Origin of the sequence: Nocardioides aquaticus (genome assembly GCF_018459925.1) — a bacterium.
Taxonomy (GTDB): Bacteria; Actinomycetota; Actinomycetes; order Propionibacteriales; family Nocardioidaceae; genus Nocardioides; species Nocardioides aquaticus.
Map to the genome: position 1 here is coordinate 4,394,416 of NZ_CP075371.1, position 23,833 is coordinate 4,418,248.

Below are 23,833 nucleotides of genomic sequence, written 5' to 3' on the forward strand. Positions count from 1 at the left end.
CCACCTGGTGCATGCAACCGACCCATCGACCAGCTCCTCCACAGGTGTGGCCAGGACACCGGCCGGCGGGGGCGGCCCCCGACGAGGCTGGAGCCATGGCTGCACCCACCCCGGTCGACCGAGGACCCGGCTCGGACGACCTCCGCGTCCTGGTCCGGGCCCAGGACGGGGTCGTCTCACGCCCCCAGCTGCTGTCTGCAGGACTGCGGGACCACGACATCGCCCGGATGCTGCGCCGGCGCGAGCTGGCGCCGGTCCACCTGGGCGTCTACGTCACGCACACCGGGCCGTTGACGTGGCAGCAGCGGGCCTGGGCCGCCGTGCTGGCCCACCACCCCGCCTGGCTGACCCGGGAGTCCGCCCTGCCCGACCCTCCACAGGACGGGGTGATCCACGTGGCCGTCGCTCCAGGGCGGAAGGTGCGTCCGGTGCCTGGTGTCGTGGCCCATCGCACGGCCCGTGTGCACCACCGTGTCGCCCCGATGTCCACCCTGCCGAGGCTGCGGCTGGAGGAGGCCGTGGTCGAGGTGGCTGCAGCGGCACGGGACCCGTACGACGCCTTCGCCGCTTTCGCCCGCCTCTGCCACACCAGGCGAAGTCACCCGCAGGCGATCGCCGAGGCGCTCCGGAGGCGACGCGGTGTCCCGGCCGGCTCCTTGCTGCTGGAGATGCTCGCGGACCTGGCCGAGGGTGCCTGCTCGGTGCTCGAGCGGGAGTACCTCGTCCGGGTCGAGCGTGCGCACGGGCTGCCGGCGCCGGCCCGGCAGCTCCGGGTCCGTACCGCCGGCGGCGTCGTGTACCGGGACGCCGACCACCTCGCGTACGGCGTGGTCGTGGAGCTCGACGGGAGGCTCTTCCACGACTCCCCCCACCGCCGGGCCGAGGACCTCGACCGGGACCTCGACACCGTCGCCGAGGCTGGGGGCGTGACGCTGCGGATCGGATGGCGCCAGGTGACCCGCGATGCCTGCCGCACCGCGCACCGGATCGGTCGGGTCCTGCAGCGGCACGGGTGGGAGGGAACGGTGGGCCGGTGCCCGGGATGCCCCTGACCTGGGTCGCCGCCCATGTCGGTGGGTGGATCGTCTCTACCTGGTGCGTGCGATCTACCCGTCGACCGCGCTAGTGCACCTCGCCCAGGTCCTCGTGCGCGCGGTGGGAGGCCGGCTCGAGCTGGAAGGTGGCGTGCCGGACCGCGAAGTGGTCGCCCACGCAGCGGCACAGCTCGTCGAGGATCGGGCCCACGCCCCGCTCGGCCAGCGCCTCGTCGGTCACCGTCACGTGGGCCGACAGGCTGGGGAGGCCGCTGGTGATGGTCCAGGCGTGCAGGTCGTGGACGTCGACCACGCCGGGCACGTGGCGCACGTGGTGCTCCACGGCGTCGAGGTCGAGGCCCTTCGGCGCGATCTCGAGCAGCACGGCGCCGGCGTCGCGCAGCAGCAGGACCGCGCGCGGCAGGATCAGCGCGGCGATCAGCAGGGAGGCGACCGGGTCGGCCTCCTGCCAGCCGGTGGCCAGGATGACCAGCGCCGCGGCCACCGCCAGGAAGGACCCGACGAGGTCGCCGAACACCTCCGCGGCGGCCCCGCGCAGGTTGATCGACCCGGTGTCGGAGCGCTGCAGGATGGTCAGCGAGACGCCGTTGGCGACCAGCCCGACCAGCGCGAAGCCGAGCATCGGCAGCGCGTCGACGTCCGGGGCGTCACCCAGGCGGCTCAGCCCCGACCAGGCGATGAAGGCGCAGACGCCCAGCAGCACCACGGCGTTCGCGACGGCGGCCAGGACCTCGGCGCGGTGCAGACCGAAGGTGGAGCGACGCCCCCCGCCGAGACCGGCGACGTACGACGCCCCGAGCGCGAGCACGACCGCCCCGGCGTCGGTGGCCATGTGCCCGGCGTCGGCCAGCAGCGCCAGTGACCCGGTGACCACGGCGCCGACCACCTCGACGACCAGCACCGTGACGGTGACCAGCAGCGCCCACCGCAGCTTGGAACGGTCGGCGGCGCGCCCGGCGGCGTGCCCGTGGTCGTGGCCCATGTCAGCAGCCTAGGAGCGACCGGCACCTCCGGCGTGGTGACGTTGTCCACAGGTCGCCGGCGCAGCACCCGCACCAACGCGGCTCCCGCGCCACGATGACGTGCATGACCGGGATGGACGAGGAGGGGCTCGCCCATCTGCTCCGCTGGGTGCAGGACGGGGTCGTGTCCCGCCGCCAGCTGTTCGACCTGGGCGCCGAGCCCCATGACCTGCGGCGGTGGCTCAGGCGCGGGCGCTTCACGCCGGTCCACCCCGGGGTCTACGTCGAGCACAACGGCCCGACCACCTGGGACCAGCGCGCCTGGGCGGCGGTCCTGCTCCACGAGCCGTGCGCCCTGACGCGGGAGTCGGCCCTGCCCCGACCACCGGACCGGGCGCCGGTCCAGGTCGCCATCGGGCTCCGCCGCAGCGTGCGCGCCGTGCCCGGGGTGGTGGCCCACCGCACCGCACACTGGGAGGACCGCGTCCGGCCGGGGTCGTGCCCTCCTCGCCTGCGCATCGAGGAGGCAGCGGTCGAGGCCGCCCTCCACGAACCGGACCCGGGCCGTGCGTACCGGCTGCTGGCCGAGGCGACGTGGTCCCGGCAGACCGATGCGAGGACGATCGCGGCCACGCTGGGCCGGCGCCGTGGCGGGGCCAACCACGCGCTGCTGGCGGGCATGCTCGACGACCTCGCGCTCGGAGCGTGCTCGGTGCTGGAGCGCGAGTACCTGCACCGCGTCGAGCGGGCGCACGGTCTCCCCTGCGCCGAGCGGCAGGTGGGGGCGACGGCCGTGGGACGCGTGCAGCGTGACGTCGAGTACCGGCGGTTCGCCGTCGTCGTGGAGCTGGACGGGCGGGCGTTCCACGAGTCGCCGCAGGCGTTCGACCAGGACCTCGGCCGCGACCTGGCCACAGCGGCGCTCCGCCACGGCTCGGACCGCGTCACGCTCCGGGTGGGGTGGGGCCAGGTGCTGCGCGACGCCTGCAGCACGGCGGGTCACGTCGGCGACGTCCTGCGGTCCAGGGGCTGGGAGGGGACCCTGCGGCGCTGCCCGCAGTGCCCGCGGCCCGTCGGGTCGTGATCTGGTGCCACCTACTGGCACCAGATCACGACCTGACGTCTAGCGCGGCGTGAGCTTCTTCTCCTTGGCCTCCCAGACCAGCTCGCCCTGGTCACCCGCGAGGGCGTCGAGGATCGCGGTGACGACCTCGTCGGAGGCGACCGGCTCGGGGAGGCGCGGCGGCTCACCGGCCAGCGCGCGCTGGTCGAGGCCGGTGTCGAGGTGCGGGGGGCGGACGTCGACGACGCGGAAGGCGCGGCGCTGCTCCTTGCGCAGCACCCCGAGCCACGTCGACAGCGCGGACTTCGCCGCGGAGTAGTCGGCCATCCCGACCGTGGGGAGGTCGGCGAGGATCGCGGAGAGGACGACGGCGGTGCCGTGCTCGGACTCCGTCAGCGCGGGCGCGGCGGCGCGGACCAGCGCCATCGGCGCCTGCACGTTGACCGCGAAGAGCTCCTCGGTGACGGCGGCGTCCAGGTCGACCGCCTTGCCGAAACCGGCCGCACCGACGGTGACCACCAGCAGGTCGAGGCCGCCGAGCTCGGCGACCGCGGCGTCGACGGCACGGCGCACCGAGTCCGCGTCGACCGCGTCGAGCACCTGCGGGGTCGTGCCGGTCCTCTCGCCGAGGGCGGCGAGCCGCTCCTCGTCCCGGCCGGCGGGCACGACGCGGGCGCCGCGCTCGACCAGCGCGTCGACCAGCTTGCCGCCGATCACGCCGGTCGCACCGGCGACCAGCACCCGGGCCCCGTCGATCTGCATTCCGTCGCGGTCGGCCATGTCAGCCCAGCTTCTCGCGGTCGTGGCTGGTCAGCCACACCGCGGGGTCGGGTCCGGCCGGGACGATCCCGGTCGGGTTGATGTCGGTGTGCACCACGTAGTAGTGCGCCTTGATCTGCTCGAAGTCGATCGTCTCGCCGAACCCGGGCGTCTGGAACAGGTCCCGGGCGTAGCCCCACAGCGCCGGCATCTCGGTGAGCTTGTTGCGGTTGCACTTGAAGTGGCCGTGGTAGACCGCGTCGAAGCGGGCCAGCGTGGTGAAGAGTCGTACGTCGGCCTCGGTGATCGCGCTGCCCATCAGGTAGCGGCGGTCGGTCAGCCGCTCCTCGAGCCAGTCCATCGCGGTCCAGAGGCGGTCGTACGCCTCCTGGTAGGCGTCCTGGGAGCCGGCGAAGCCGCAGCGGTAGACGCCGTTGTTGACCTCGGTGAAGACCCGGCGCATGACCTCCTCCATCTCGTCGCGGACGTCCGCGGGCCACAGGTCCGGGGCGCCCTCGCGGTGGTGCTCGCGCCACTCGAAGAAGAGGTCGTGCGTGATCTGCGGGAAGTCGTTGGTCACGACGGCCTTCGTGGGCACGTCGACCATCGCCGGCACCGTGATGCCGCGGGGGTAGTCGGGGTCGCGGGCGAAGTACGCCTGCTGGAGCCGCTCGTAGCCCAGGACGGGGTCGACCCCACCGGGGTCGAGGTCGAAGGTCCAGGAGTCGGCGTCGTGGGTGGGGCCGGCCAGCCCCATCGAGAGGACGTCCTGGAGGCCCAGCAGCTCGCGCACGATGATCGCGCGGTTGGCCCATGGGCACGCCTTGGCCGCGGCCAGCCGGTAGCGCCCCGGCTCGACGGGCCAGGTCTCGACGTCCACGCTGCCGACGTACGGGTCCGCGGACGTCCCGGGCCGGGCGGTGACCCGGTCCTGGATGTAGTTCGTGTCCCGCTCGAAGGGCTTGCCCTTCTCGGTGTACGTCGGCTCGTCGCTCATGGCGCGAGCCTAGGAGGCCCCCGACTCACCCGGGGGGTGCGGCGGGGGCCTCCTGCGGCGGACGGACAGGGGGTCAGCGGTCGACGCGGACCACGCCGAACTGCTCGTCGAGCTCGACGCTGACGTCGTCGTCGGTCGCGGCGTCGAGCTGGACCTCGACCTCGAAGGCGTGGTCCTCGTCGGCGTCGGCGCGCTCGGCGTCGGTGACGCGGCCGCCACCGGTCTCGGCCAGCGCGGCGTCGACGGCGCGCTGGAGGGTCTGGCCGGTGAGGTTGTCGCCGTCGTCGTCCAGGTCGGAGTCGTCGAACCCGTCGTCGAAGCCGTCGTCGCCCGAGCCGCCGGCGGCCGGGGTCGGGGTGGCGGAGTCGCTCGGGGCGGGGCTGCTGGAGGCGTCGTCGGAGGGCGTGGCGGCCGAGGGGGCGCTCGGCGGCGTGCCGATCACGTCGAAGTTCTCGTCGAGCTGGACGTCGGCGTCCTCGCCGCCGGCGAACTGCACCTCGACCTCGAAGGCGTACTGGTCGTCGCCGTCGCCGGCGTCGACGCCGGTCACGGTGGCCTCGCCACCGACGGCGGCGATCGCGGCCTGGGTGGCCTGGTCGCGGTCCTCGGCGGAGACGGTGTCGTCGTCACCGCCGCAGGCGCTCAGGCCGAGGCCGAGCGTGAGGGCGAGGACGGCGGCGGAGGCGGGACGGGCAAGGGTTCGGCGCACGGTGTTGCTCCTGGGTTCGTGGGGGACGAGCGGGTGGCTGCTGTATGACGGCAACCCTGCGCCCCGCCGATGAGCCCGTCGTGAGAGCCGGGTGAGCGAAGATGAGAGACCCCTCAGAGGGGTGCGACGTCTCCGTCCGGTCCGAAGCGGGCGGCGACGTCGACCAGACGGGTGTTCGCCTCGTCCTCGCCGATCGAGACCCGGCACCCCTCGCCGGCGAACGGCCGCACGACGATCCCGGCTTCCTCCGCCGCGGCGGCGAACGCCGCGGTCCGGGCACCCAGGTCGAACCACACGAAGTTGCCCTGCGGCGAGGGCACCCGCCAGCCGACCTGCCGCAGCCCCTCGACGACCCGGTCGCGCTCGACGACGAGGGCGTCGACCCGCTCCAGCAGCGCCTGCTCGGCGTCGAGGGAGGCCACGGCCGCGACCTGGGCGACGGTCGAGACGCCGAACGGCAGCGACACGGCCCGGAGCGCGGCGGCGACCGGGGCCGGCGCGACCGCGTACCCGACCCGGAACCCGGCCAGGCCGTAGGCCTTGGAGAACGTGCGGAAGAGGACCACGTTGGGCCGGCCGCGGTAGGTGGCCAGCCCGTCGACGGCGTCGTCCATCCGGACGAACTCCAGGTACGCCTCGTCGACCACCACCAGCACGTGGGAGGGGACCCGGGCCAGGAACGCGTCGAGCTCGGACTGCGTCACCGACGGCCCGGTCGGGTTGTTGGGCGTGCAGACCATCACCACGCGGGTGCGGTCGGTGACGGCGGCGGCCATCGCGTCCAGGTCGTGGCGGCCGTCGGCGTCCACCGGGACGCGTACCGAGACCGCGCCGGCCGAGGTGATCGCGATCGGGTACGCCTCGAACGACCGCCAGGCGTGGACGACCTCGTCACCGGGGTCGCAGTAGGCGGTGAGCAGCTGGTAGATCAGCGCGACCGACCCGGTGCCGGCGGCGAGGTCCTCGACCGGGACGCCGAGGCGGTCCGAGAGCCCCGCGTAGAGCAGCGTGCTGCCCATGTCGGGGTAGCGGTTCATCGTGTCCACCGCGCGGTGCGCCGCCTCGACGACCCCGGGCAGCGGCGGGTACGGGTTCTCGTTCGACGACAGCTTGTAGGTCGTGGTCCCGGGCCGCGTGGTGGGCGGCCGGCCGGGCACGTAGGCCGGGATGCGCTCGACGTGGGCGCGGGGCTGGGGTGTGCTCACGCCCGCAGGCTAGTCCTCGCCCGCTCCGGCGCCCCGCCCGACGGGCGCCCGGCCGTGGCGCTCGTGGCGGTCCCGCCACGGACGCAGGACCAGCGCCAGCAGCAGCCCGATCCCGACGCCGACCGCGGCCCCGGTCACGTTGTCGATCACGTCGGTGGCGTCGCAGGCCCGGTCGATGCGGGCCAGCTCGAGCTGGACGGCCTCGATCGCCACGGAGTACGCCGCCAGCCCTACCAGCCCGGCCGGGACCGTCAGCCACGCCGAGCGCCACCGCGCCGCGGCCAGGACCAGGAAGGCGCCCGACGGCACGAACGCGACGGTGTTGAGCAGCCGCTGACCGCCGGAGAAGATCCAGAACCCGTCGGGGGCCGGTCCGCCGATGTCGAAGGAGCAGCCCGGCAGGCGGTCCTCGGCCAGCACGACGCCGGGGTCCGCGTCGGCCGGGATGAGCGTGACCAGGGCGATCACGACGACGGTCCAGACGAACGCGGCCGCGGCCCACCCGGCCACGCCGAGCCGCTTCGCGAGCAGCCACCCGACCAGGCCGAGGACGGCGCCGGCGACGAGCGCGCCCAGCACCATCACGTCGTAGCCGCCCACGGGAAACATCCGTCGAAGGCTACGCGGGCCGGGCCGGGGGTCAGCCCGGCAGGACGACCTCGCCGCCGGGCACCGGCACCAGCTCGCGACCGACGGTGACGTCGAGCGGGTTGGTCAGGCAGCGGACCGAGCCGCCGCCCTTGTGGAACTCGCCGACCTCGACCAGCACGACCTCGAATCCCCACTCCTCCAGCTGCGCGCGGACACGCGGCGGGCAGGCCGGCATCACCACGGTGCGCCCGACGACCACGGAGTTCGCGCAGAAGGTGCTCAGCGCCTCCTCCTCGGTCAGCACCAGCGGCTCGGGGACCAGGTCGAGGAGCGCTGCGGCCGACGCGTCGTCGAGCGCCGCCGGGCAGACCATCGCCCGGCGGTCGTCGAGCGGGCAGAAGGCGAGGTCGAGGTGGTACATGCCGGGGTGGGTGATCCGTAGCCCGCGCACGCGCAGGCCCAGGTCGGTGGCCAGCGCCTTGAGGGCGAGCTCCTCGGTGCGGGGGCCGTACCCGACGACGAGGTCACCGCCGAAGGCGAAGGCGTCCCCGGCCTCGAGGTGTGCGCCGACGCCGTCGCGGCCGACGTACGACGTGCTCCACCCCGCCGACTCGAACCAGCCGGCGGCCGACCCGGTCTCCATCCGGCGCTGCGGGTGGCGCATGTGCGACAGCACGACCCGGTCCCCGCCGTGCCCGGGCAGGGCCAGGCCGAGGTTCATCGCGTAGACCATGTCGGGGGCGTCGTCGCGCTGCGGCAGGACGTCGACCCGGGCGCCGAGGGAGCGCAGCACGCGGACCATCTCGGTCCACTGGGCGTGGGCGAGCGCGCCGTCGGGCTGCACGGCCGGGTCCATGAACGGGTTGATCGCGTACTCGACACGGAAGGCCGTCGGCTCGACCGCGGCGTAGTGCCGTCCCCACGTCAGCTCGGTCACGCAGCACCCCTTCCCGCGACCACGGTCGCGGATTGTCAGACAATCGGACAAGATCAGTGTGCCGGTCCGGGCACCACGCGACAAGTCGGGTCGCCGGGTGGGCATGATGGGTGGCATGCCCGGGCAGACGACGGCGTTCGCCACGCTGCACCTCGACCACTCCTCCACGGTCGACCGTGCCGCCGAGGAGCTGCGTCGTGCCGTCTTCGAGGGCGAGGTCGAGTCCGGCACCCCGCTGCGGGAGGTCGCCCTGGCCGCCTCGCTCGGCGTCTCGCGCTCCACCGTCCGCGAGGCCCTCGGCGTGCTCGTGGCCGAGGGCCTGGCCACGCGGGAGCCGCACCGCGGCGTGAGCGTGGCCCGCCCGGCCGCCTCGTCGGTGCGCGACGTCTGCCGGGCCCGGCTGGTCCTCGAGGGTGCCGGGGTCCGCGGGTGGCGCGAGGCCGACCCGGCCGACCGCCGTGGCGTGCGCGAGGCGCTGACGCGCTACACCGACGCGGTCGCGGCCGGCGACTCCTTCCGCGCCCTCAACGAGCACCACCTCGCCTTCCACGTCTCCCTCGTCGCGCTCACCGGCAGCCCCCGCCTGGTCGCCGCGGCCGAGGCGCTGATGACCGAGCTCAAGCTGGCCCTGGCCCAGGTCGACCGGATCCGCCGCAACACCCACGACCAGGCCGAGAGCCACACCGCGCTGGTCGCGCTGCTCGAGGCCGACGAGGTCGACGCCGCCGGGGCGTTCCTGTGCGCGCACCTCGACGACGCCGCCGTCCAGGTGATCGGCGCGCTCGGGCTGTAACGCTGTGTTACGTCATCTGGGACGGTGTCGTGACACGGACCCAGATGACGTAACACAGCGTTACAGCGGCGTGGCGGCGGTCGGGGGCGCCGGCGGCGGTTCAGGCGGCGTTCAGCCGGGGCTGGGAGGATGGGCGGGTGACCCGATTCCTCACCTGGCTGCTGACCACCGCCCTGGCCCTGGCGGCCGCGACCGCCCTGCTGGACGGGCTCCGCTTCACCGGCCCGCGCTCCGGGAGCGCCGAGATCGAGTCCAAGATCCTGCCGCTGCTGGCGGTCGCGCTGATCCTGGGCGTGGTGTCGGCGTTCGTGAAGCCGGTGCTGCAGCTGCTCTCCTTCCCGCTGATCCTGCTGACCCTCGGGCTGTTCCTGCTGGTCATCAACGCGTTCATGCTGATGCTGACGGGCTGGCTGGCCGAGCAGCTCGGCGTCGGGTTCCGCGTCGACGGCTTCTGGTCCGCGGTCGGCGGCGCCGTCGTGATCACCGTGGTCACGTGGGCCCTCGACGCCCTCCTCGGCACCGAGAAGCGCGCATGAGCAGCACCCCGACCGGGCCGGTACGCACGGGGCCCGCGCTCCCGTCGCCGCGCACCCCGGGCCGCTACTCCGTGGCGCTGGTCTGCCTGGGCAACATCTGCCGCTCCCCGATGGCCGAGGTCGCGCTGGCCGACGCCGTGCGCCGCGCCGGGCTGGACGACCAGGTGACGCTGCAGTCGTGCGGCACGGGCGCCTGGCACGTCGGGGACCCGATGGACCGCCGCGCCGCGGCCACCCTGGTCGCCCACGGGCTGGACCCCTCCGCCCACCGGGCCCGGCACCTCGACCCGGCGGACCCGTCGTGGTTCGCCCACGACCTGCTGCTGGTGATGGACGCCGCCAACCTCCGCGACACCCTCGCCCTGGGGCCCGACGAGCCCGACCGGGTCCGGTTGTTCCGCTCGCTCGACCCCGTCGGGACCGGGGCGGACGTTCCCGACCCCTACTACGGTGGCGACGACGGGTTCGAGGAGGTGCTGGGCATGGTGCGCCGGGTCAGCGACGTGCTGGTGAGCGCGCTGCCCGCGCTGCTCGCGGAGCGGCCGGGATGAGGCGGACCACCGCCGTCCGCCGCGTCGAGGAGCTCCTCGGCGTCGCCGTCGTGTCCTCGGCCCCCGTCAGCGGCGGCGACGTCGCGACGGTGACCAAGCTGCGCGTCTCCGACGGCTCGACGGTGCTGGTCAAGACCATGACCAGCCCCCCGGCCGGCATGTTCGCCCGCGAGGCCGCCGGCCTGGGCTGGCTGGCCGAGCCGACCGGCGGGATCGAGGTCCCCGACGTGCTCGCGGTGGCCGACGACGCGCTCGTCCTGCGCTGGGTCGAGCCCGGACGACCCACCGGCGACGCCGCCGCCGACCTCGGTCGCCGGCTGGCCCGCACCCACGCGGCCGGCGCCCCGGCGTACGGGGGTCCCGACGGCGACGGCTGGATCGCCGGCCTGCCGATGCCGCAGCGCACCGCCCCGACGTGGGCGGAGTTCTACGCCGTACGCCGGGTGCTGCCGTACCTCAAGCTGGCCCGGGACCGCGGCGCGGTCGACGCCCGGGAGGCCGCCTCGGTGGAGGCCGTCGTGGGTCGGCTGACGGCACTCGTGCCCGAGGAGGGCCCGGCCCGGCTGCACGGGGACCTGTGGAACGGCAACGTCCTCTGGGCCGCCCACGGCACCCGGGTGATCGACCCGGCGGCGTACGCCGGTCACCGGGAGGCCGACCTGGCGATGCTCTCGCTCTTCGGGCTGCCGCACCTGCAGCGCCTGCTCGAGGCCTACTCCGACCTCACGCCGCTGGCCGACGGCTGGGAGGACCGCACCGCGCTGCACCAGCTCTACCCGCTGCTGGTGCACGCCTGCCTGTTCGGCGGCGGCTACGGCGCCCGCGCGGCACGAGCGGCCCGCCGCTACCTCTGAGGACCGCGGGGCAGCCGCAGCCGGGCGGCGTCGGCCAGGCCCGTGCCGTCGCGGACCACCACCGTCACCACGGCCGGTGCCCGGCCGGTCAGCCGCACCCGGGGAGCCGCACGCGCCCCGTCGTCGTGGCGCCCGTCGCCGTCGAGGTCCCACCGGTAGGTGAGCGCGCCCCCGTCGGGGTCGCTCGACGCGGAGGCGTCGAGGCCGACCAGGACCGGCGCCCGTCCGCCACCGGTGACCTCGGGCACCCGCAGCACCCGCGCCACCACCACCGCCTCCGGGGGCCCTCCGGGTGCCGCGGCGGCGCCGACCGGGGTGGCCGTCACCGGCCCGGGGGCGCCGCCCGGGGTCCGGGTCAGCGCGATCACGGCGGCCGCGACGACGACCACGACCGCGAAGGAGACCAGCACCGGTAGCCGGCCCGGGGCTCCCCCCAGGGTCGGTCGGTCCGATCGAGCCATGCACGTCCCCCCGTGTCCGGGCCGGAGCCGGGCCCGCTGACGGCGTGATGCTAGACCAGCGGCGCGGGTCGCCTCTCAGGCACGCCTCAGCCCCGGCTGGCACAGTGGGGTGGGTGAGCACCCCCGCGAGCAGCGCGCCCGGCGCCGAGCGACCCCGCGTGCTCGTCGTCGAGGACGACCGCGCGGTGCGGGAGTCGCTGCGCCGCTCGCTGGAGTTCAACGGGTACGCCGTCCGCCTCGCCGCGGACGGCGCGGAGGCGCTGGCCGTGATCGGCGAGACCGACCCGGCCGTGGTCGTGATGGACGTGATGATGCCGCGCCTCGACGGCCTCGAGGCGACCCGCGCGCTCCGGGCGGCCGGCAACGACGTGCCCCTGCTCGTGCTCACCGCCCGCGACGCGGTCGGCGACCGGGTCGAGGGCCTCGACGCCGGCGCCGACGACTACCTCACCAAGCCGTTCGCGCTGCAGGAGCTGCTGGCCCGGCTCCGCGCGCTGCTGCGCCGGACCACGCCCACCCCCGGCGAGGACGACGAGGTGCTGGCCTTCAGCGACCTGACGATGAACGTCGCGACCCGCGAGGTCGACCGGGCCGGTCGCAGCATCGACCTGACCCGCACCGAGTTCGCGCTGCTGGAGATGTTCCTGCGCCGGCCCCGGCGGGTGCTCGACCGCTCGTTCATCCTCGAGGAGGTCTGGGGCTTCGACTTCCCGACCAGCGCCAACTCCCTCGAGGTCTACGTCGGCTACGTCCGCCGCAAGACCGAGGCGGCCGGCGAGCACCGCCTGATCCACACGGTGCGCGGCGTCGGCTACGTCCTCAAGGCCGGCTGAGGTGCGCCGGCGCCGCTGGCACTACCGCCGGTCCCTGGCCAGCCGAGTGATCGGGCTGACCACGATGGCGGTCGGCCTGACGGTCGCCCTGGTGGCGTTCGCTGCCTACATGACCGTGCGCTCCCAGCTGCAGAGCACGCTCGACGAGTCGCTGATGACCCGCGCCGAGCAGGCCGCGTCCTCGCCGGCGCTGGGCGAGCTGACCAGGCAGGCGCAGGTGCCGTCGGCGGCGCTGGGCGCCGCCGACGTCCGGATCGCGTTCCTGTACGCCGACGACGTGCGGGTGCACACCTACGACTACGGCCCGCCGCTGTCGCTGGGCCAGTCGCCGCCCGAGGTCGAGGTCGCCGAGGGCGAGCGGGCCTCCAGCCTGCGCACCGTCGCCGCGACCACGGGGGAGGACTACCGGATCGCGGCCGTCCCGGCGCCCGACGGCGGCACCGCCCTGCTGATCGCGCAGTCCCTGGACTCCCAGCAGCAGGTCCTGGCGCGGCTGGGCGCCGTGATGCTCGTCTTCGGCCTGCTCGGCGTCGCGGTCGCCGGGGCAGCCGGGTGGGCGGTGGCCAGCAACGGGCTGCGGCCCGTGCGCCGCCTGACCCGGTCGGTGGAGCGGATCGCGCGCACCGAGGACCTCACCCCGATGCCGGTCGAGGGCGACGACGAGATCGCCCGCCTGGCCGCCGCCTTCAACCAGATGCTGTCGGCGCTCGCCGCCTCCCGGGACCGTCAGCGCCAGCTCGTGGCCGACGCCGGGCACGAGCTGCGCACCCCGCTGACCTCGCTGCGCACCAACCTCGACCTGCTGAGCCAGGCCGAGTCCGGCGACCTGGGACCGGTGCTGCCCTCGGAGACCCGACGCGAGCTCATCGAGGACGTCCGCGCGCAGATCGAGGAGCTCACCACCCTGATCGGCGACCTCGTCCAGCTCGCCCGCGACGACGGCGTGAAGCCGGCGATCGAGCCCGTCGAGCTGGCCGGCGTCGTGCACAACGCCGTGGCCCGGGTACGCCTGCGCGCGCCCTCGGTCCGCCTCGACGTCGAGGTGGAGCCGTGGTGGGTGGTCGGCGACGCCGCCACCCTGGAGCGCGCCGTGACGAACCTGCTCGACAACGCCGCGAAGTGGAGCCCCACCGGCGGCACCGTGACCGCCCGGATGCGCGACGGCGTGCTGACCGTCGACGACGAGGGACCGGGCGTGGCCGAGCACGACCGCCCGCACGTCTTCGAGCGGTTCTGGCGCGCCGAGGAGTCCCGGTCGATGCCCGGCTCGGGCCTGGGGCTCTCGATCGTGCAGCAGGCCGCCCGTCGGCACTCGGGCGACGTCGAGGTGACCGCCTCCCCGGCCGGCGGTGCACGCTTCGTGCTCACGCTGCCCGGCAACCGCCAGCCGCTGACGGTCGACCCCGACGCCGACGCCGGCGCCGACGTGCTGCAGGAGACCCTCGGCGGCTGAGCACCACCTCGGGCCTCACCCGAGCAGCGCCGCCCGCAGCCGGGCGGCCTTCCAGCGCGACTCCTCCCACTCCTGGGCGGCCGTCGACTGCACGGTGACGCCGCCACCGGTGCCGAGCCGCCAGCGACCGTCGCCGGCGGTGGTGAGGGTGCGGATCACGACGCCGAGGTCGGCCCGGCCGTCGGCGCCGACCCACCCGACCGCCCCGGCGTACGGGCCGCGGGGCGAGCCCTCCACGGCACCGATCACCTCCATCGTGCGGCGCTTGGGGGCCCCGGTCATCGACCCCGCCGGGAACAGCGAGCGCAGCGCCCCGACCGTGGTGACCTCGGGCCGCAGCCGGGCCCGGACGGTCGAGACGAGCTGGTGGACCCCGGCGTACGACTCGACGGCCATCAACGAGGGCACCTCCACCGACCCCGGTTCCCCGACCACCGCGAGGTCGTGGCGCAGCAGGTCGACGATCATCAGGTTCTCGGCGCGGAAGCGGGGCTCGACGGCCAGGCGGGCGGCCAGCGCCGCGTCGCGGACCGGGTCGGCGTCGCGGGGCAGGGTGCCCTTGATCGGCCGGGTCTCGATGCTCCGTGACCCGTCGGGGGCGAGGTCGACGCGGGCGTACCGCTCGGGCGAGGAGCCCAGCATCCAGCCGCGCGCGCCCGGGAGGTCGTGGCGGACCAGGGCGGCGTACGGCGCGGGGCTCCCGGCCCGCAGCGCCGCGTAGGCGTCGAGCGGCCGGCGGTCGGAGAGGAGGTCCTCGCGGTAGGTCAGGTTCACCTCGTAGGTGTTGCCCGCGTGCAGCTGCTCCTGGACCTCGGCGAACGCGGCGGCGTACCAGGCGGGCACGTCGGCGTCCGGGGGCGTCCCGGCCGAGGGGGTCGTGTGCCCGAGCACGGTGCCGGGACCGTGCTCGGGCACACGACCCCCGTCGGGGCGGACCGCCACCCAGCGCGAGGGGCGCATCCACACCGCGTCGGGCAGCCCGCCGGCCGGTCCGTCCCGGCCGGACCCGCCGGTCAGCGCGGGCAGGTCCGGGCGGGCGGCGTACCCCGCCCAGCCGACCCACCGGGCGTCGGGCGGCCCGTCGGCCAGCGCGGCCTCCAGGGCGGTGAACGGGTCGTCGCCGACCACCTCGGCGCGGCCGTGCGCGTGCCGGGTGACGGTGCGCGTCACCGCGTCGTAGGTCAGCGAGGGGTCCGCCTCGTCGAGCAGCCCGAGCCACGGACCGTCGGTCCACGGCCCGTCCAGCCAGGCGCTGCGCGGGTGGGCCCCGACCGCGGCGAGCGCCTCGGCCGGGCTCACCGCAGCCCCAGGAAGCCGGCGACCAGCGCGGCGCCGTGCTCGGTGAGCACCGACTCGGGGTGGAACTGGACGCCCACCTGCGGGAGGTCGACGTGCGCGACGCCCATGGTGAGCCCGGTCCGCTCGTCGACCGCGGTGCGGCGCAGGCAGGACGGCAGCTCGACCGCGGCGAGCGAGTGGTAGCGGACCGCGTCGAACCCGTCGGGCACACCGGCGAAGACGCCCGTGCCGTCGTGGCGGACCGTGGCCAGCACCCCGTGGCCGGGGGGACGCGGTCGACCCGGCCCCCGTAGGTGGTGACCAGTCCCTGCATCCCGAGGCACACCCCCAGGACGGGGGTACGGGTCGCGGCCGCCCCGCGCAGCACCGCCGCGCCGACCGCGAAGTCGGCCGGCACGTCGGGATGCCCGGGGCCCGGCGAGAGCACGACGTGGGAGTGCGTGAGCACCGTGGCGGCGTCGGTCTCGTCGTGCTGGACCACCGTCGGAAGCGCGCCGGTGACCGAGGCGACCAGGTGCACCAGGCTGTGCGTGTAGGAGTCGTGGTGGTCGACGACCACCACGTCGGGCACGGTGCGTCCGGAGGGCGCCGGGGCCGGCACGTCAGTCCCCGAGCACCGGCTCCAGCAGGTCGACGACCAGGCCGTGCACCAGGTCGTAGCCGTGCTCGGTGAGGATCGACTCGGCGTGGAACTGGATGCCGCGGTAGTGCGGGCCGCGCAGCGCGTCGACGTCGCCGGTGGCCGGGTCGGCGTCGACCTCCACGCCCGCGGGCAGCACGGTCGAGGCGTCGGGCCGCCCGACGAAGGTGTTGTAGAACCCCACCCGCTCGCGCCGGCCGTCGACCGTGACCGGCGACTGGATGCCCTGGAAGACGATGTCCTTGTAGGCCAGCGGGACACCGATCTGGTGGCACAGCGCCTGGTGGCCCAGGCAGATCGCCAGGAACGGCTTCTCCTGCGCCAGCAGCGCGGTGACCGCGGCCCGCAGCCGGACCATCTTGGGGTCGTCGTCGTCGCGGGGGTCGCCCGGGCCGGGCCCCACCACGACCAGGTCGTGGGCGTCGAAGAACCCGTCGTACGCCCCGGGGTCGGCCGGCAGGTCCTCGTGCCGGACCACCTCGCTGACCAGCCCCATCACCGCGAGCAGGTGGCGCAGCATGTTGACGAAGTCGTCCTCGCCGTCCAGGACGACCACCCGGCGCCCGGCCAGGCGCGGGTCGGGCGCGGCGTCGTCCTGGTCGGTGAGCCAGAAGCCGGACAGCCGTCGGTTGCGGGCGTTCAGCGCCAGCAGCACGTCCTCGTCGGCGACCAGCTCGGCCACGTCGACCTGCGGCGTCGGCGCCGGGGGCACCAGGCCGAAGGCCGACAGGATCCCGCCGGCCTTGGCATGGGTCTCGGCCACCTCGTAGTGGGCGTCGGAGTCGCGGACCAGGGTGGCGCCGGCGGTCACGGTGAGGTTGCCGTCGAGGTCGACGTCGGCGGTGCGGATCACGATCGGGCTGTCCATCACGGGTCCGCCGGAGGGGTCGCGGCCCAGGACGGCCAGGGCGGCGCCGTAGTAGCCGCGCCCGGAGGTCTCGTACCTCCTGATCAGCCGACAGGCGTTCTCGACCGGGGACCCGGTCACCGTGGCGGCGTACATCGTGTCGCGCAGGATCTCGCGGGGGTCGCGGGCGCTGCGCCCGGCGAGGAGGTACTCGGTGTGGACCAGGCGGCTCATCGGCTTGAGGAACGGCCCCAGGACCTGCCCGCCCTCGGAGCAGAGGTCGCACATCATCTTCAGCTCCTCGTCGACCACCATGAAGAGCTCGTAGACCTCCTTCTCGTCGCGCAGGAAGTCCAGCAGCCCGGTCTTGAGGTCGGCCTGGGCGGCGTCGGAGTCGCGGGGGATCCGGAAGGTGCCGCTGATCGGGTTCATCCGCACGTCGCCGTCGTGCACGCTGACGTGCCGCTCCGGGGTGGCGCCGATCAGGTAGCGGTCGCCGGTGAAGAAGCAGAACGTCCAGTACGTCCCCCGCTCGCGCTCGAGCAGCCGCTTGAACACCGCCAGCGCCCGGGCGGGGCCCCAGTCCTCGACCCGCGCGCGGTAGTGCCGGCCGACGACCAGGTTGGCGCCCTCGCCCTGGCCGATCTCCTCGTCGATGATCGTGCGGACCAGGCCGGCGTAGGTCTCGTCGTCGGTCTCGAACCCGCCCCGGTCGGCGAAGGTGAGCTCGACGTCGTCGATCGCGGCCGCCACCTCGGCGACCGAGAACTCCTGCTCGGTCTCGACGTCGACCACCACCAGCGGCGCGCCGTCGTCGTGGGCCTCGAAGCCGCGCTCGGCGACCTGGCGGAACGGCACCGCCAGCAGCCGGTCGGCGGTGCGCCCGGGGGTCGGCGGGCCGTCCTCGAGCGGGACGTCCAGCAGCGAGGCGACGACCGAGCGGCGCCCCCCGACCAGCCCGACGGTGTCGCGGTCGCCGGCCCGGGTCGAGCGCCGGATGATCGCCCACGCCTCGTGCCCCTGCAGCGCCTCGATCGCGGCACGGGCGTCGGTCGTGTCGGGCATGGGGCCAGCCTAGGGCTGGGACGGCGGCCGGGCTCCGGGCGGGCCGGACCGTGGCCGGTGCGATGATCGGCCCCGAGATGAGCAACCAGGTCGGGGCGCCGCGACGCGCCGGGCGTACGGAGTGGCTCGGGCTGGCCGTCCTCGCGCTGCCCACGATCATCATCGCCCTCGACGTCACCGTGCTGCACCTGGCGGCGCCGGTCCTGGCCCGCGACCTCGACCCGTCGCCCACGCAGCTGCTGTGGATCGTCGACGTCTACGGGTTCCTGATCGCCGGCCTCCTGCTCACCATGGGCACCCTCGGCGACCGGACGGGTCGGCGCCGGCTGCTGCTCGTCGGCGCGGCGGCGTTCGGCGCCGTGTCGGTGGGAGCCGCGTTCGCCCCCACCCCGGAGCTGCTGATCGCCGCGCGCGCCCTGCTCGGGGTGGCCGGCGCGACGCTGATGCCCTCGACGCTGTCGCTGATCCGCACGATGTTCGAGGACCCCCGCGAGCGCACCACCGCGATCGCGGTCTGGATGGGCAGCCTCGGCGCCGGCAGCGCGATCGGCCCGCTGGTCGGTGGCGTGCTGCTCGAGCAGTTCTGGTGGGGCTCGGTCTTCCTGATGGGCGTGCCGGTGATGGTGCTGCTGCTGCTCGTCGGCCCGTTCCTGCTGCCCGAGCACACCGCCGTCGACCCCGACCCGGTCGACCCGGCGAGCGTGGTGCTCTCGCTCGGCGCCGTGGTCCCGGCGGTGTGGGCGGTCAAGGAGACCGCCGCCGACGGGCCGTCGGTCGCCGCGGCCGTCGCCCTGGTCGTCGGCGTCGCGGCCGGGGTCGTCTTCGTCCGCCGCCAGCGCGGCCTGCGCACGCCGGTGCTCGACGTCGCGATGGTCTCGGAGCCGGCCTTCGCCCGGGCCGTGGTCACCCACCTCGGGACCCTGTTCTGCTTCGCCGGGCTGCAGTACCTGCTGCTGCAGCTGCTGCAGACCGACTACGGGCTCGGGGTGCTCGACGCGGGCCTGGCCACGCTGCCGGCCGTGGCGCTCGGCCTGGTCGGCTCGGTCGTCGCCCCGTGGTCCGTCCGCCGCGCGCAGCCGGCCACCGTCGTGGCCGCCGGGCTCACGGTCGGGCTCGTCGGCTTCGCCGTGGTCACGGCCACCGCCCGCGACGGCGAGGTCGCGCCGCTGATCGCGGGCTTCGCGCTGGTCGCCTTCTCCGTGAGCGTGGTCACCGCCCTGTGCACCGACCGGATGGTCGGCTCGGCACCGCCCGAGCGGGCCGGCAGCGCCTCGGGCGTGTCCGAGACCGCCGCCGAGCTGGGCATCGCCCTCGGCGTCGCGCTGCTGGGGAGCCTGGCCACGGCCGTGCGCCGCACGGGGGCCGCTCCCGAGGGGTACGCCGACGGCGTGGTCGGCGCCGCGGTCGCCGCGATGGTCGTCGTGGCCTTGCTGCTCATGCTCGCGCTCGTGGGGCGCGGCGCGGGCCGGGTCAGCCGACCGTCGTCAGCAGCTGGGTCGCCCGCGTCAGCACGACGTAGAGCGTGGCCCGGCCGGTGACCGACTCGTCCTCGATCTCCTGGGGGCGCACGACCACGATGCCGTCGAACTCCAGGCCCTTGGTGTCCAGACCGGTCAGCACCACGACCCGGTCCTCGCCCGAGGGGGCGACCGAGGAGTCCACGGCGGCGCGGGCGCCGCGGGCGTCCTCGGCCCGCTCGTCCCACGAGGCCAGCCAGGCGTTGACCTCGGAGCGGCGGGCGGCCGGCACGACGATCCCGACGGTGCCGCTCACCTGCTCGGCCAGCGCCGCGACCTCGCGCCGCGCGACCTGCTCCAGCTCCTCGTCGGCCGCGACGACCTCGCGCGGGCCGACGCCGGTCGAGCGCACGGCCGTGGGCAGGTCGGCGTCCAGGCCGACCCGCTGGGCGTAGGCCGCCGCGTAGGCGTAGATCTCGGCCGAGTTGCGGTAGTTCGTGGAGAGGTGGAAGGCGTGCACCGCCTTGCGCTCGAGCGCCGCCCGGCGCGCCTCGTCGGCCTCGGCCGGGACCGGCCAGGAGGACTGGGCGGGGTCGCCGACGATCGTCCAGGACGCCGTCCGCCCGCGCCGGCCGACCATCCGCCACTGCATCGGGGTCAGGTCCTGCGCCTCGTCGATGAGGACGTGGGCGTACCCGTCGTCCTCGATGCTGGCCGTCGGCGCCGCCCACGCCCGTCCCGAGGGGGCGTACTCCCGGTCCGCGGCGGTGGTCAGCTCCTGCAGGTCGACGCGGCCCTCGAGGGCCTGGTCGACCGCCCGCATCGGGTCCTCGCGGTCCGGGGACAGCGCCGGCACGTCGCCGAGGGCGTAGCGCAGCTCGTCGAGCAGGGCCACGTCCTGCACCGACAGGGCGCCCTTGGCGGCGGTGGCCACGGTCGCGACGGGGTGGTCGTCCCACGACTTGGTGAGCAGCCGCTGCTCGTCGTCCTCGAGCAGGCCGCGCCCGACCCGGGCCAGCAGCTCGGGGTCGCGCAGCCAGCCGAGGACGTCCACGGCGTGCAGCGGCGGCCACCAGCCGACCGCGAAGTCCACGAAGTCGGGCAGCGAGAGCAGGTCGTCGTCGAAGGCCTCCCGGCCGCGCTCGCGACCACGGTCGCTGCGCACCTGGCGCCACAGCGCGTCGAGCAGCGCGGGCGCGACCCGGTCGACCTGGCGGTTGCGGTAGCCCTGGCCCATCAGCTGGCGGCGTACGCGGGTCAGCTGCTGCGGCCCGAGCTCGAGGACGTCGTCGCGCCAGAACGTGCGGAAGGTCTCGCGCGCCCCGGGCACCGGCTCGCGCGCCAGCCGGCGCAGCAGCTCGGCCATCCGCGCGGAGCCCTTGACGTCGGCCACGGCCGGCAGGTCGTGGCGCGAGGCCACGACACCCTCGACGACCTCGCCGAGCGAGCGCAGCGCGACCGCGGTCTCCCCGAGGCTGGGCAGCACCCGCTCGATGTAGCGCATGAAGACGCCGCTGGGACCGATCACCAGCACGCCGCCGGTCTCGTAGCGTCGCCGGTCGGAGTAGAGCAGGTACGCCGCGCGGTGCAGCGCGACCACGGTCTTGCCGGTGCCCGGTCCGCCCGCGATGGTCACCACGCCACGGCTCGGGGCGCGGATCGCCTCGTCCTGCTCGGCCTGGATCGTGGCCACGATCGAGTGCATCGTCCGGTCCCGGGCGCGGGAGAGCTGCGCCATCAGCGCGCCCTCGCCCACGACCGGGAGCTCGACGCCCTCGGCCTCGAGCCGGGCCGCGGCCTCGGTGTCGAGCAGCTCGTCCTCCACGCCGACCACGGTCCGACCGGCCGAGCGCAGCACCCGGCGGCGCACGACGCCGGACGGCGTGGCGGCCGTGGCCTGGTAGAACACCGCGGCCGCGGGGGCGCGCCAGTCGACGAGCAGCGACTCGCGGTCCTGGTCGCGCAGCCCGAGGCGGCCGATGTAGCGGGGCTCGGGGTCGGTGGCCGGGTCGAGGTCGAGCCGGCCGAAGACCAGGCCCTCGCGGGCCGCGTCGAGCTGGGCGATCCGCCGGGCGGCCTGGAAGACCATGGCGTCGCGCTCGACCAGTCCGCCCTCGTGGCCCATCCGACCACGCTCGTGACCCTCCCGGGCCAGCCGCTGGGCGGCCACCCCGGCCTCGTCGAGGCGCAGGTAGACCCGGTCGACGACGGCCTGCTCGTGAGCGACCTCGCGCTCCACCAGCTCCTCGGACACGGACACTCCCCCAAGAACGCGGGCCGGACGACCGCGAGCGGCACCGTGGGGCCGCTCTCGCGGTCGCCCATCATACGGCTGCGCCGATCGAGCCCGACCGGCCGCACCCCCGGTCCCGCGCGCCCATCCGAACGGCTCTCCGCTCCGAACGCCCCCTATGAGATCCCGCTCCGCCTACGCCGCCTTCGGCGTCCTGGCCACCCTCGTCGGGATGGGCGCCGGTCACCTCGTGGCTGCCTTCACCTCCCCCGCCAGCTCCCCCGTCCTCGCCGTCGGCTCCGCCGTCATCGACCGCACCCCCGTGCCGTTGGCCCAGTGGGCGATCCGCACCTTCGGCACCGCCGACAAGGCGGTCCTGATCGGGTCGGTGATGCTGGGCGTGCTGCTCCTCGCCGGCCTGGCCGGCGTGCTCGCCCGCCGCCGGTTCGTCGTCGGCGCGGCCGTCCTGGTCGTGCTCGTCGTGGTCGCCGCCGCCGCGGCGCTGACCAACGCCGGCGCCGGCGCCCTCGACGTCGTGCCCGCCCTGGCCACCGCCGTCGCCGGCGTGGCCGCCCTGGCGCTGCTCGACCGCCTCGCCCGTCGCGCCCGCCCTGCCAGGACCACCGACGCGACCACGTCCGCCTCCTCGGGCGTCGGGCGCCGCGGCGTGCTGCTCGGCGCCGGGTCGATGGTCGTCCTGGCCGCCGCCCTCGCGGGCGCCGGCCGCCTGGTCGGGCGTCTGCGCTCGGCCCCGGCCGACGTCACGCTGCCCGCCGCCGCCCAGCCCCTCCCGGCCCTGCCGACCGGCCTGGAGGAGACCTACCCCGGCATCAGCCCGCTCCAGGTGCCCAACGAGGACTTCTACCGGGTCGACACGCGCCTCGACGTCCCGATCGTCGACGTCGACGACTGGACCCTGACCATCGACGGCGACGTGGACCAGGAGGTCGTGCTCACCTTCGACGACATCGCCGCCATGGAGCTGGTCGAGCGCGACATCACCCTGACCTGCGTGTCGAACAGCGTGGGCGGCGAGTTCGTCGGCGGCGCCCGCTGGCTCGGCGTGCCCCTGATGTCCCTGCTGAAGATGGCCGGGATCGAGAACACCAAGGCCGACCAGCTGTTCTCGACCGACGTCGACGGGATGACCATCTCCACCCCGCTCGCCCTGGCCACCGACGGCCGCGACGCGATGCTGGCGATCGGGATGAACGGCGAGCCGCTGCCTCGTGAGCACGGCTTCCCCGCCCGGATGGTGATCCCCGGTCTCTACGGCTTCATCAGCGCGACCAAGTGGATCGAGCGGATCACGCTGACCACCTACGCCGAGCAGGAGTCGTACTGGACCGAGCGCGACTGGGCCACCGACGCCCCGATCAAGCCGTCCGCACGCATCGACACCCCCCAGGCGCTGCCGGAGACGGTCGCGCCCGGCGAGGTGGTCGTCGGCGGTGTCGCCTGGGCCCAGACCCAGGGCGGCGTGGCGAAGATCGAGGTCGCGATCGACGGCGGCGACTGGCAGCAGGCCGAGCTCGGCCCGGAGGTCGACAACGACTACTGGCGCCAGTGGTTCTACCGCTGGGACGCCACACCCGGGCTGCACTCCGTCGCGGCCCGCGTCACCGACGGGGAGGGGGACCTGCAGTCCACCAAGGAGGCGCCGCCCTTCCCGTCCGGCTCGAGCGGCATCCACCTGCTGCAGATCTCCGTCTCCGACTGACCCGGTCGGGTCGGGACGAAAAAACTCTCCAGACACCCCCGATCCGACCAATCCGTCCCACCCCCCCGCACCGAACTACCCCCGACATCAGCGAGAAAACCCCGTAGGAAAGGCACTCCCCATGAAGACCTCGAACATCCGCCGCAACGCCGGCCTCGCGGCCTCCGCCATCGCCCTCTCGGTCACCCTCGCCGCCTGCGGTGACGACGCCACCGAGACCGAGGCCAACGACACCACCCCCTCCTCCGAGGCCCCCGCCGAGGAGGAGACCCCCTCCGAGGAGCCCACCGAGTCCGAGTCGGCCGCCGAGGGCGCCATGGCTCAGACGTTCGGCGACGCCTGCAGCGCCGTGCCCACCTCGGGCCCCGGCTCGTTCGACGGCATGGTCCAGGACCCGGTCGGCACCGCCGCCAGCAACAACCCGCTGCTCGGCACCCTGGTCGACGCGGCGACCGCCGCCGACCTCGTCGGCACCCTGAACGACGCCGAGGCGCTGACCGTCTTCGCCCCGACCGACGACGCGTTCGCCGCGATCCCGCCGAAGGACCTCGAGGCCGTCCTGGCCGACAAGCAGCTCCTCACGCAGATCCTGACCCACCACGTGATCGGTGAGCAGCTCGGCCCGGACGAGATCGCCGGCACCCAGGACACGCTCAACAACGACACCCTGGAGATCACCGGCGACGCCGAGGAGGGCGTGACCGTCGCCAACGGCGCGTCCGGCGACGCCACCGTCCTGTGCGGCAACATCCCGACCGCGAACGCCACGGTGTACGTGATCGACCAGGTCCTGATGCCCGCGGCCTGATCGCG

Annotated in this window: 23 protein-coding genes and 1 pseudogene; 11 read left to right on the forward strand and 13 right to left on the reverse strand. The window is 75.0% G+C overall.

The window, feature by feature from the left end:
- The first annotated feature begins 95 nt into the window (after nucleotides 1-95).
- On the forward strand, nucleotides 96-1,052 hold the full coding sequence (locus ENKNEFLB_RS21370; protein ID WP_214057189.1) for a hypothetical protein: 957 nt from the start codon (nucleotides 96-98) through the stop codon (nucleotides 1,050-1,052).
- A 70-nt stretch (nucleotides 1,053-1,122) separates the two neighbouring features.
- Here ENKNEFLB_RS21370 and ENKNEFLB_RS21375 read toward each other — a convergent pair whose 3' ends face one another.
- Nucleotides 1,123-2,037, reverse strand: coding sequence for a cation diffusion facilitator family transporter (locus tag ENKNEFLB_RS21375; RefSeq protein ID WP_214057190.1), 915 nt, complete (start codon nucleotides 2,035-2,037; stop codon nucleotides 1,123-1,125).
- 104 nt (nucleotides 2,038-2,141) lie between these two features.
- On the opposite strand from ENKNEFLB_RS21375, the gene ENKNEFLB_RS21380 reads away from it, so the two are divergent.
- Entirely contained in the window at nucleotides 2,142-3,101 is a 960-nt protein-coding gene (locus ENKNEFLB_RS21380; protein WP_214057191.1) for a type IV toxin-antitoxin system AbiEi family antitoxin domain-containing protein, read from the forward strand.
- Between the two features lie 39 nt (nucleotides 3,102-3,140).
- On the opposite strand, the gene ENKNEFLB_RS21385 is transcribed toward ENKNEFLB_RS21380, so the two are convergent.
- From ENKNEFLB_RS21385 to ENKNEFLB_RS21410, 6 genes are all read right to left on the reverse strand, one after another.
- Nucleotides 3,141-3,860, reverse strand: a complete 720-nt coding sequence (locus ENKNEFLB_RS21385; RefSeq protein WP_214057192.1) for an SDR family NAD(P)-dependent oxidoreductase — start codon at nucleotides 3,858-3,860, stop codon at nucleotides 3,141-3,143.
- Between the two features lies 1 nt (nucleotide 3,861).
- Nucleotides 3,862-4,836: a glutathione S-transferase family protein gene (locus ENKNEFLB_RS21390; protein ID WP_214057193.1), complete on the reverse strand. Its 975-nt coding sequence runs from the start codon at nucleotides 4,834-4,836 to the stop codon at nucleotides 3,862-3,864.
- 73 nt (nucleotides 4,837-4,909) lie between these two features.
- Nucleotides 4,910-5,545 (reverse strand): PepSY domain-containing protein, encoded by a 636-nt coding sequence (locus tag ENKNEFLB_RS21395; protein WP_214057194.1) that lies wholly within the window; start codon nucleotides 5,543-5,545, stop codon nucleotides 4,910-4,912.
- Nucleotides 5,546-5,658: 113 nt separating this feature from the next.
- Nucleotides 5,659-6,750, reverse strand: a complete 1,092-nt coding sequence (hisC, locus tag ENKNEFLB_RS21400) for a histidinol-phosphate transaminase (protein WP_214057195.1) — start codon at nucleotides 6,748-6,750, stop codon at nucleotides 5,659-5,661.
- A 9-nt stretch (nucleotides 6,751-6,759) separates the two neighbouring features.
- Nucleotides 6,760-7,359: a VanZ family protein gene (locus ENKNEFLB_RS21405; protein WP_214057196.1), complete on the reverse strand. Its 600-nt coding sequence runs from the start codon at nucleotides 7,357-7,359 to the stop codon at nucleotides 6,760-6,762.
- Between the two features lie 31 nt (nucleotides 7,360-7,390).
- Nucleotides 7,391-8,278: a dimethylarginine dimethylaminohydrolase family protein gene (locus ENKNEFLB_RS21410; RefSeq protein WP_246535721.1), complete on the reverse strand. Its 888-nt coding sequence runs from the start codon at nucleotides 8,276-8,278 to the stop codon at nucleotides 7,391-7,393.
- 115 nt (nucleotides 8,279-8,393) lie between these two features.
- Here ENKNEFLB_RS21410 and ENKNEFLB_RS21415 point away from each other — a divergent pair, with 115 nt between their 5' ends.
- The 4 genes from ENKNEFLB_RS21415 (at nucleotide 8,394) to ENKNEFLB_RS21430 (ending at nucleotide 11,012) form a co-directional block, all read left to right on the forward strand.
- The gene (locus ENKNEFLB_RS21415; RefSeq protein ID WP_214057198.1) at nucleotides 8,394-9,071 is read left to right on the forward strand and encodes a GntR family transcriptional regulator; all 678 of its coding nucleotides are present in this window, start codon (nucleotides 8,394-8,396) and stop codon (nucleotides 9,069-9,071) included.
- A 137-nt stretch (nucleotides 9,072-9,208) separates the two neighbouring features.
- Nucleotides 9,209-9,607, forward strand: coding sequence for a phage holin family protein (locus tag ENKNEFLB_RS21420; protein WP_214057199.1), 399 nt, complete (start codon nucleotides 9,209-9,211; stop codon nucleotides 9,605-9,607).
- Nucleotides 9,604-10,158, forward strand: a complete 555-nt coding sequence (locus ENKNEFLB_RS21425) for a low molecular weight protein-tyrosine-phosphatase (RefSeq protein ID WP_214057200.1) — start codon at nucleotides 9,604-9,606, stop codon at nucleotides 10,156-10,158. The genes ENKNEFLB_RS21420 and ENKNEFLB_RS21425 overlap by 4 nt, the downstream gene beginning before the upstream one ends.
- Entirely contained in the window at nucleotides 10,155-11,012 is an 858-nt protein-coding gene (locus ENKNEFLB_RS21430; protein WP_214057201.1) for a fructosamine kinase family protein, read from the forward strand. The genes ENKNEFLB_RS21425 and ENKNEFLB_RS21430 overlap by 4 nt, the downstream gene beginning before the upstream one ends.
- Here the strand turns inward: ENKNEFLB_RS21430 and ENKNEFLB_RS21435 are convergent.
- Entirely contained in the window at nucleotides 11,003-11,473 is a 471-nt protein-coding gene (locus ENKNEFLB_RS21435) for a PKD domain-containing protein (protein ID WP_214057202.1), read from the reverse strand. The genes ENKNEFLB_RS21430 and ENKNEFLB_RS21435 overlap by 10 nt on opposite strands.
- A gap of 113 nt (nucleotides 11,474-11,586) precedes the next feature.
- On the opposite strand from ENKNEFLB_RS21435, the gene ENKNEFLB_RS21440 reads away from it, so the two are divergent.
- Nucleotides 11,587-12,306, forward strand: coding sequence for a response regulator transcription factor (locus tag ENKNEFLB_RS21440; protein WP_246535722.1), 720 nt, complete (start codon nucleotides 11,587-11,589; stop codon nucleotides 12,304-12,306).
- A 1-nt stretch (nucleotide 12,307) separates the two neighbouring features.
- On the forward strand, nucleotides 12,308-13,759 hold the full coding sequence (locus tag ENKNEFLB_RS21445) for a HAMP domain-containing sensor histidine kinase (protein WP_246535723.1): 1,452 nt from the start codon (nucleotides 12,308-12,310) through the stop codon (nucleotides 13,757-13,759).
- A gap of 15 nt (nucleotides 13,760-13,774) precedes the next feature.
- Here ENKNEFLB_RS21445 and ENKNEFLB_RS21450 read toward each other — a convergent pair whose 3' ends face one another.
- From ENKNEFLB_RS21450 to ENKNEFLB_RS21460, 4 genes and pseudogenes are all read right to left on the reverse strand, one after another.
- Nucleotides 13,775-15,058 carry an anthranilate synthase component I family protein gene (locus ENKNEFLB_RS21450; RefSeq protein ID WP_214057203.1) on the reverse strand — a complete coding sequence of 428 codons (1,284 nt, stop codon included), beginning with the start codon at nucleotides 15,056-15,058 and terminating at the stop codon, nucleotides 13,775-13,777.
- Nucleotides 15,055-15,312, reverse strand: a complete 258-nt coding sequence (locus ENKNEFLB_RS22980) for a glutamine amidotransferase-related protein (protein WP_275955924.1) — start codon at nucleotides 15,310-15,312, stop codon at nucleotides 15,055-15,057. Before ENKNEFLB_RS22980 ends, ENKNEFLB_RS21450 begins: the two co-directional genes overlap by 4 nt.
- Nucleotides 15,313-15,389: 77 nt before the next feature.
- Nucleotides 15,390-15,659 (reverse strand): annotated as a pseudogene (locus tag ENKNEFLB_RS22985) (glutamine amidotransferase-related protein); the annotation flags it as partial.
- A 1-nt stretch (nucleotide 15,660) separates the two neighbouring features.
- A complete protein-coding gene (locus tag ENKNEFLB_RS21460; RefSeq protein ID WP_214057204.1) occupies nucleotides 15,661-17,610 on the reverse strand; it encodes an anthranilate synthase family protein in 1,950 nt (649 codons plus the stop codon).
- Nucleotides 17,611-17,672: 62 nt separating this feature from the next.
- Between ENKNEFLB_RS21460 and ENKNEFLB_RS21465 the strand changes: the two genes are divergently transcribed.
- Entirely contained in the window at nucleotides 17,673-19,148 is a 1,476-nt protein-coding gene (locus tag ENKNEFLB_RS21465) for an MFS transporter (protein WP_214057205.1), read from the forward strand.
- Here the strand turns inward: ENKNEFLB_RS21465 and ENKNEFLB_RS21470 are convergent.
- A complete protein-coding gene (locus ENKNEFLB_RS21470) occupies nucleotides 19,081-21,321 on the reverse strand; it encodes a HelD family protein (protein WP_214057206.1) in 2,241 nt (746 codons plus the stop codon). The genes ENKNEFLB_RS21465 and ENKNEFLB_RS21470 overlap by 68 nt on opposite strands.
- A 157-nt stretch (nucleotides 21,322-21,478) precedes the next feature.
- Here ENKNEFLB_RS21470 and ENKNEFLB_RS21475 point away from each other — a divergent pair, with 157 nt between their 5' ends.
- Together ENKNEFLB_RS21475 and ENKNEFLB_RS21480 are read left to right on the forward strand one after the other, a co-directional pair.
- Nucleotides 21,479-23,020, forward strand: a complete 1,542-nt coding sequence (locus ENKNEFLB_RS21475; protein ID WP_214057207.1) for a molybdopterin-dependent oxidoreductase — start codon at nucleotides 21,479-21,481, stop codon at nucleotides 23,018-23,020.
- A 121-nt stretch (nucleotides 23,021-23,141) separates the two neighbouring features.
- Entirely contained in the window at nucleotides 23,142-23,828 is a 687-nt protein-coding gene (locus ENKNEFLB_RS21480; RefSeq protein ID WP_214057208.1) for a fasciclin domain-containing protein, read from the forward strand.
- Nucleotides 23,829-23,833 lie beyond the last annotated feature (5 nt).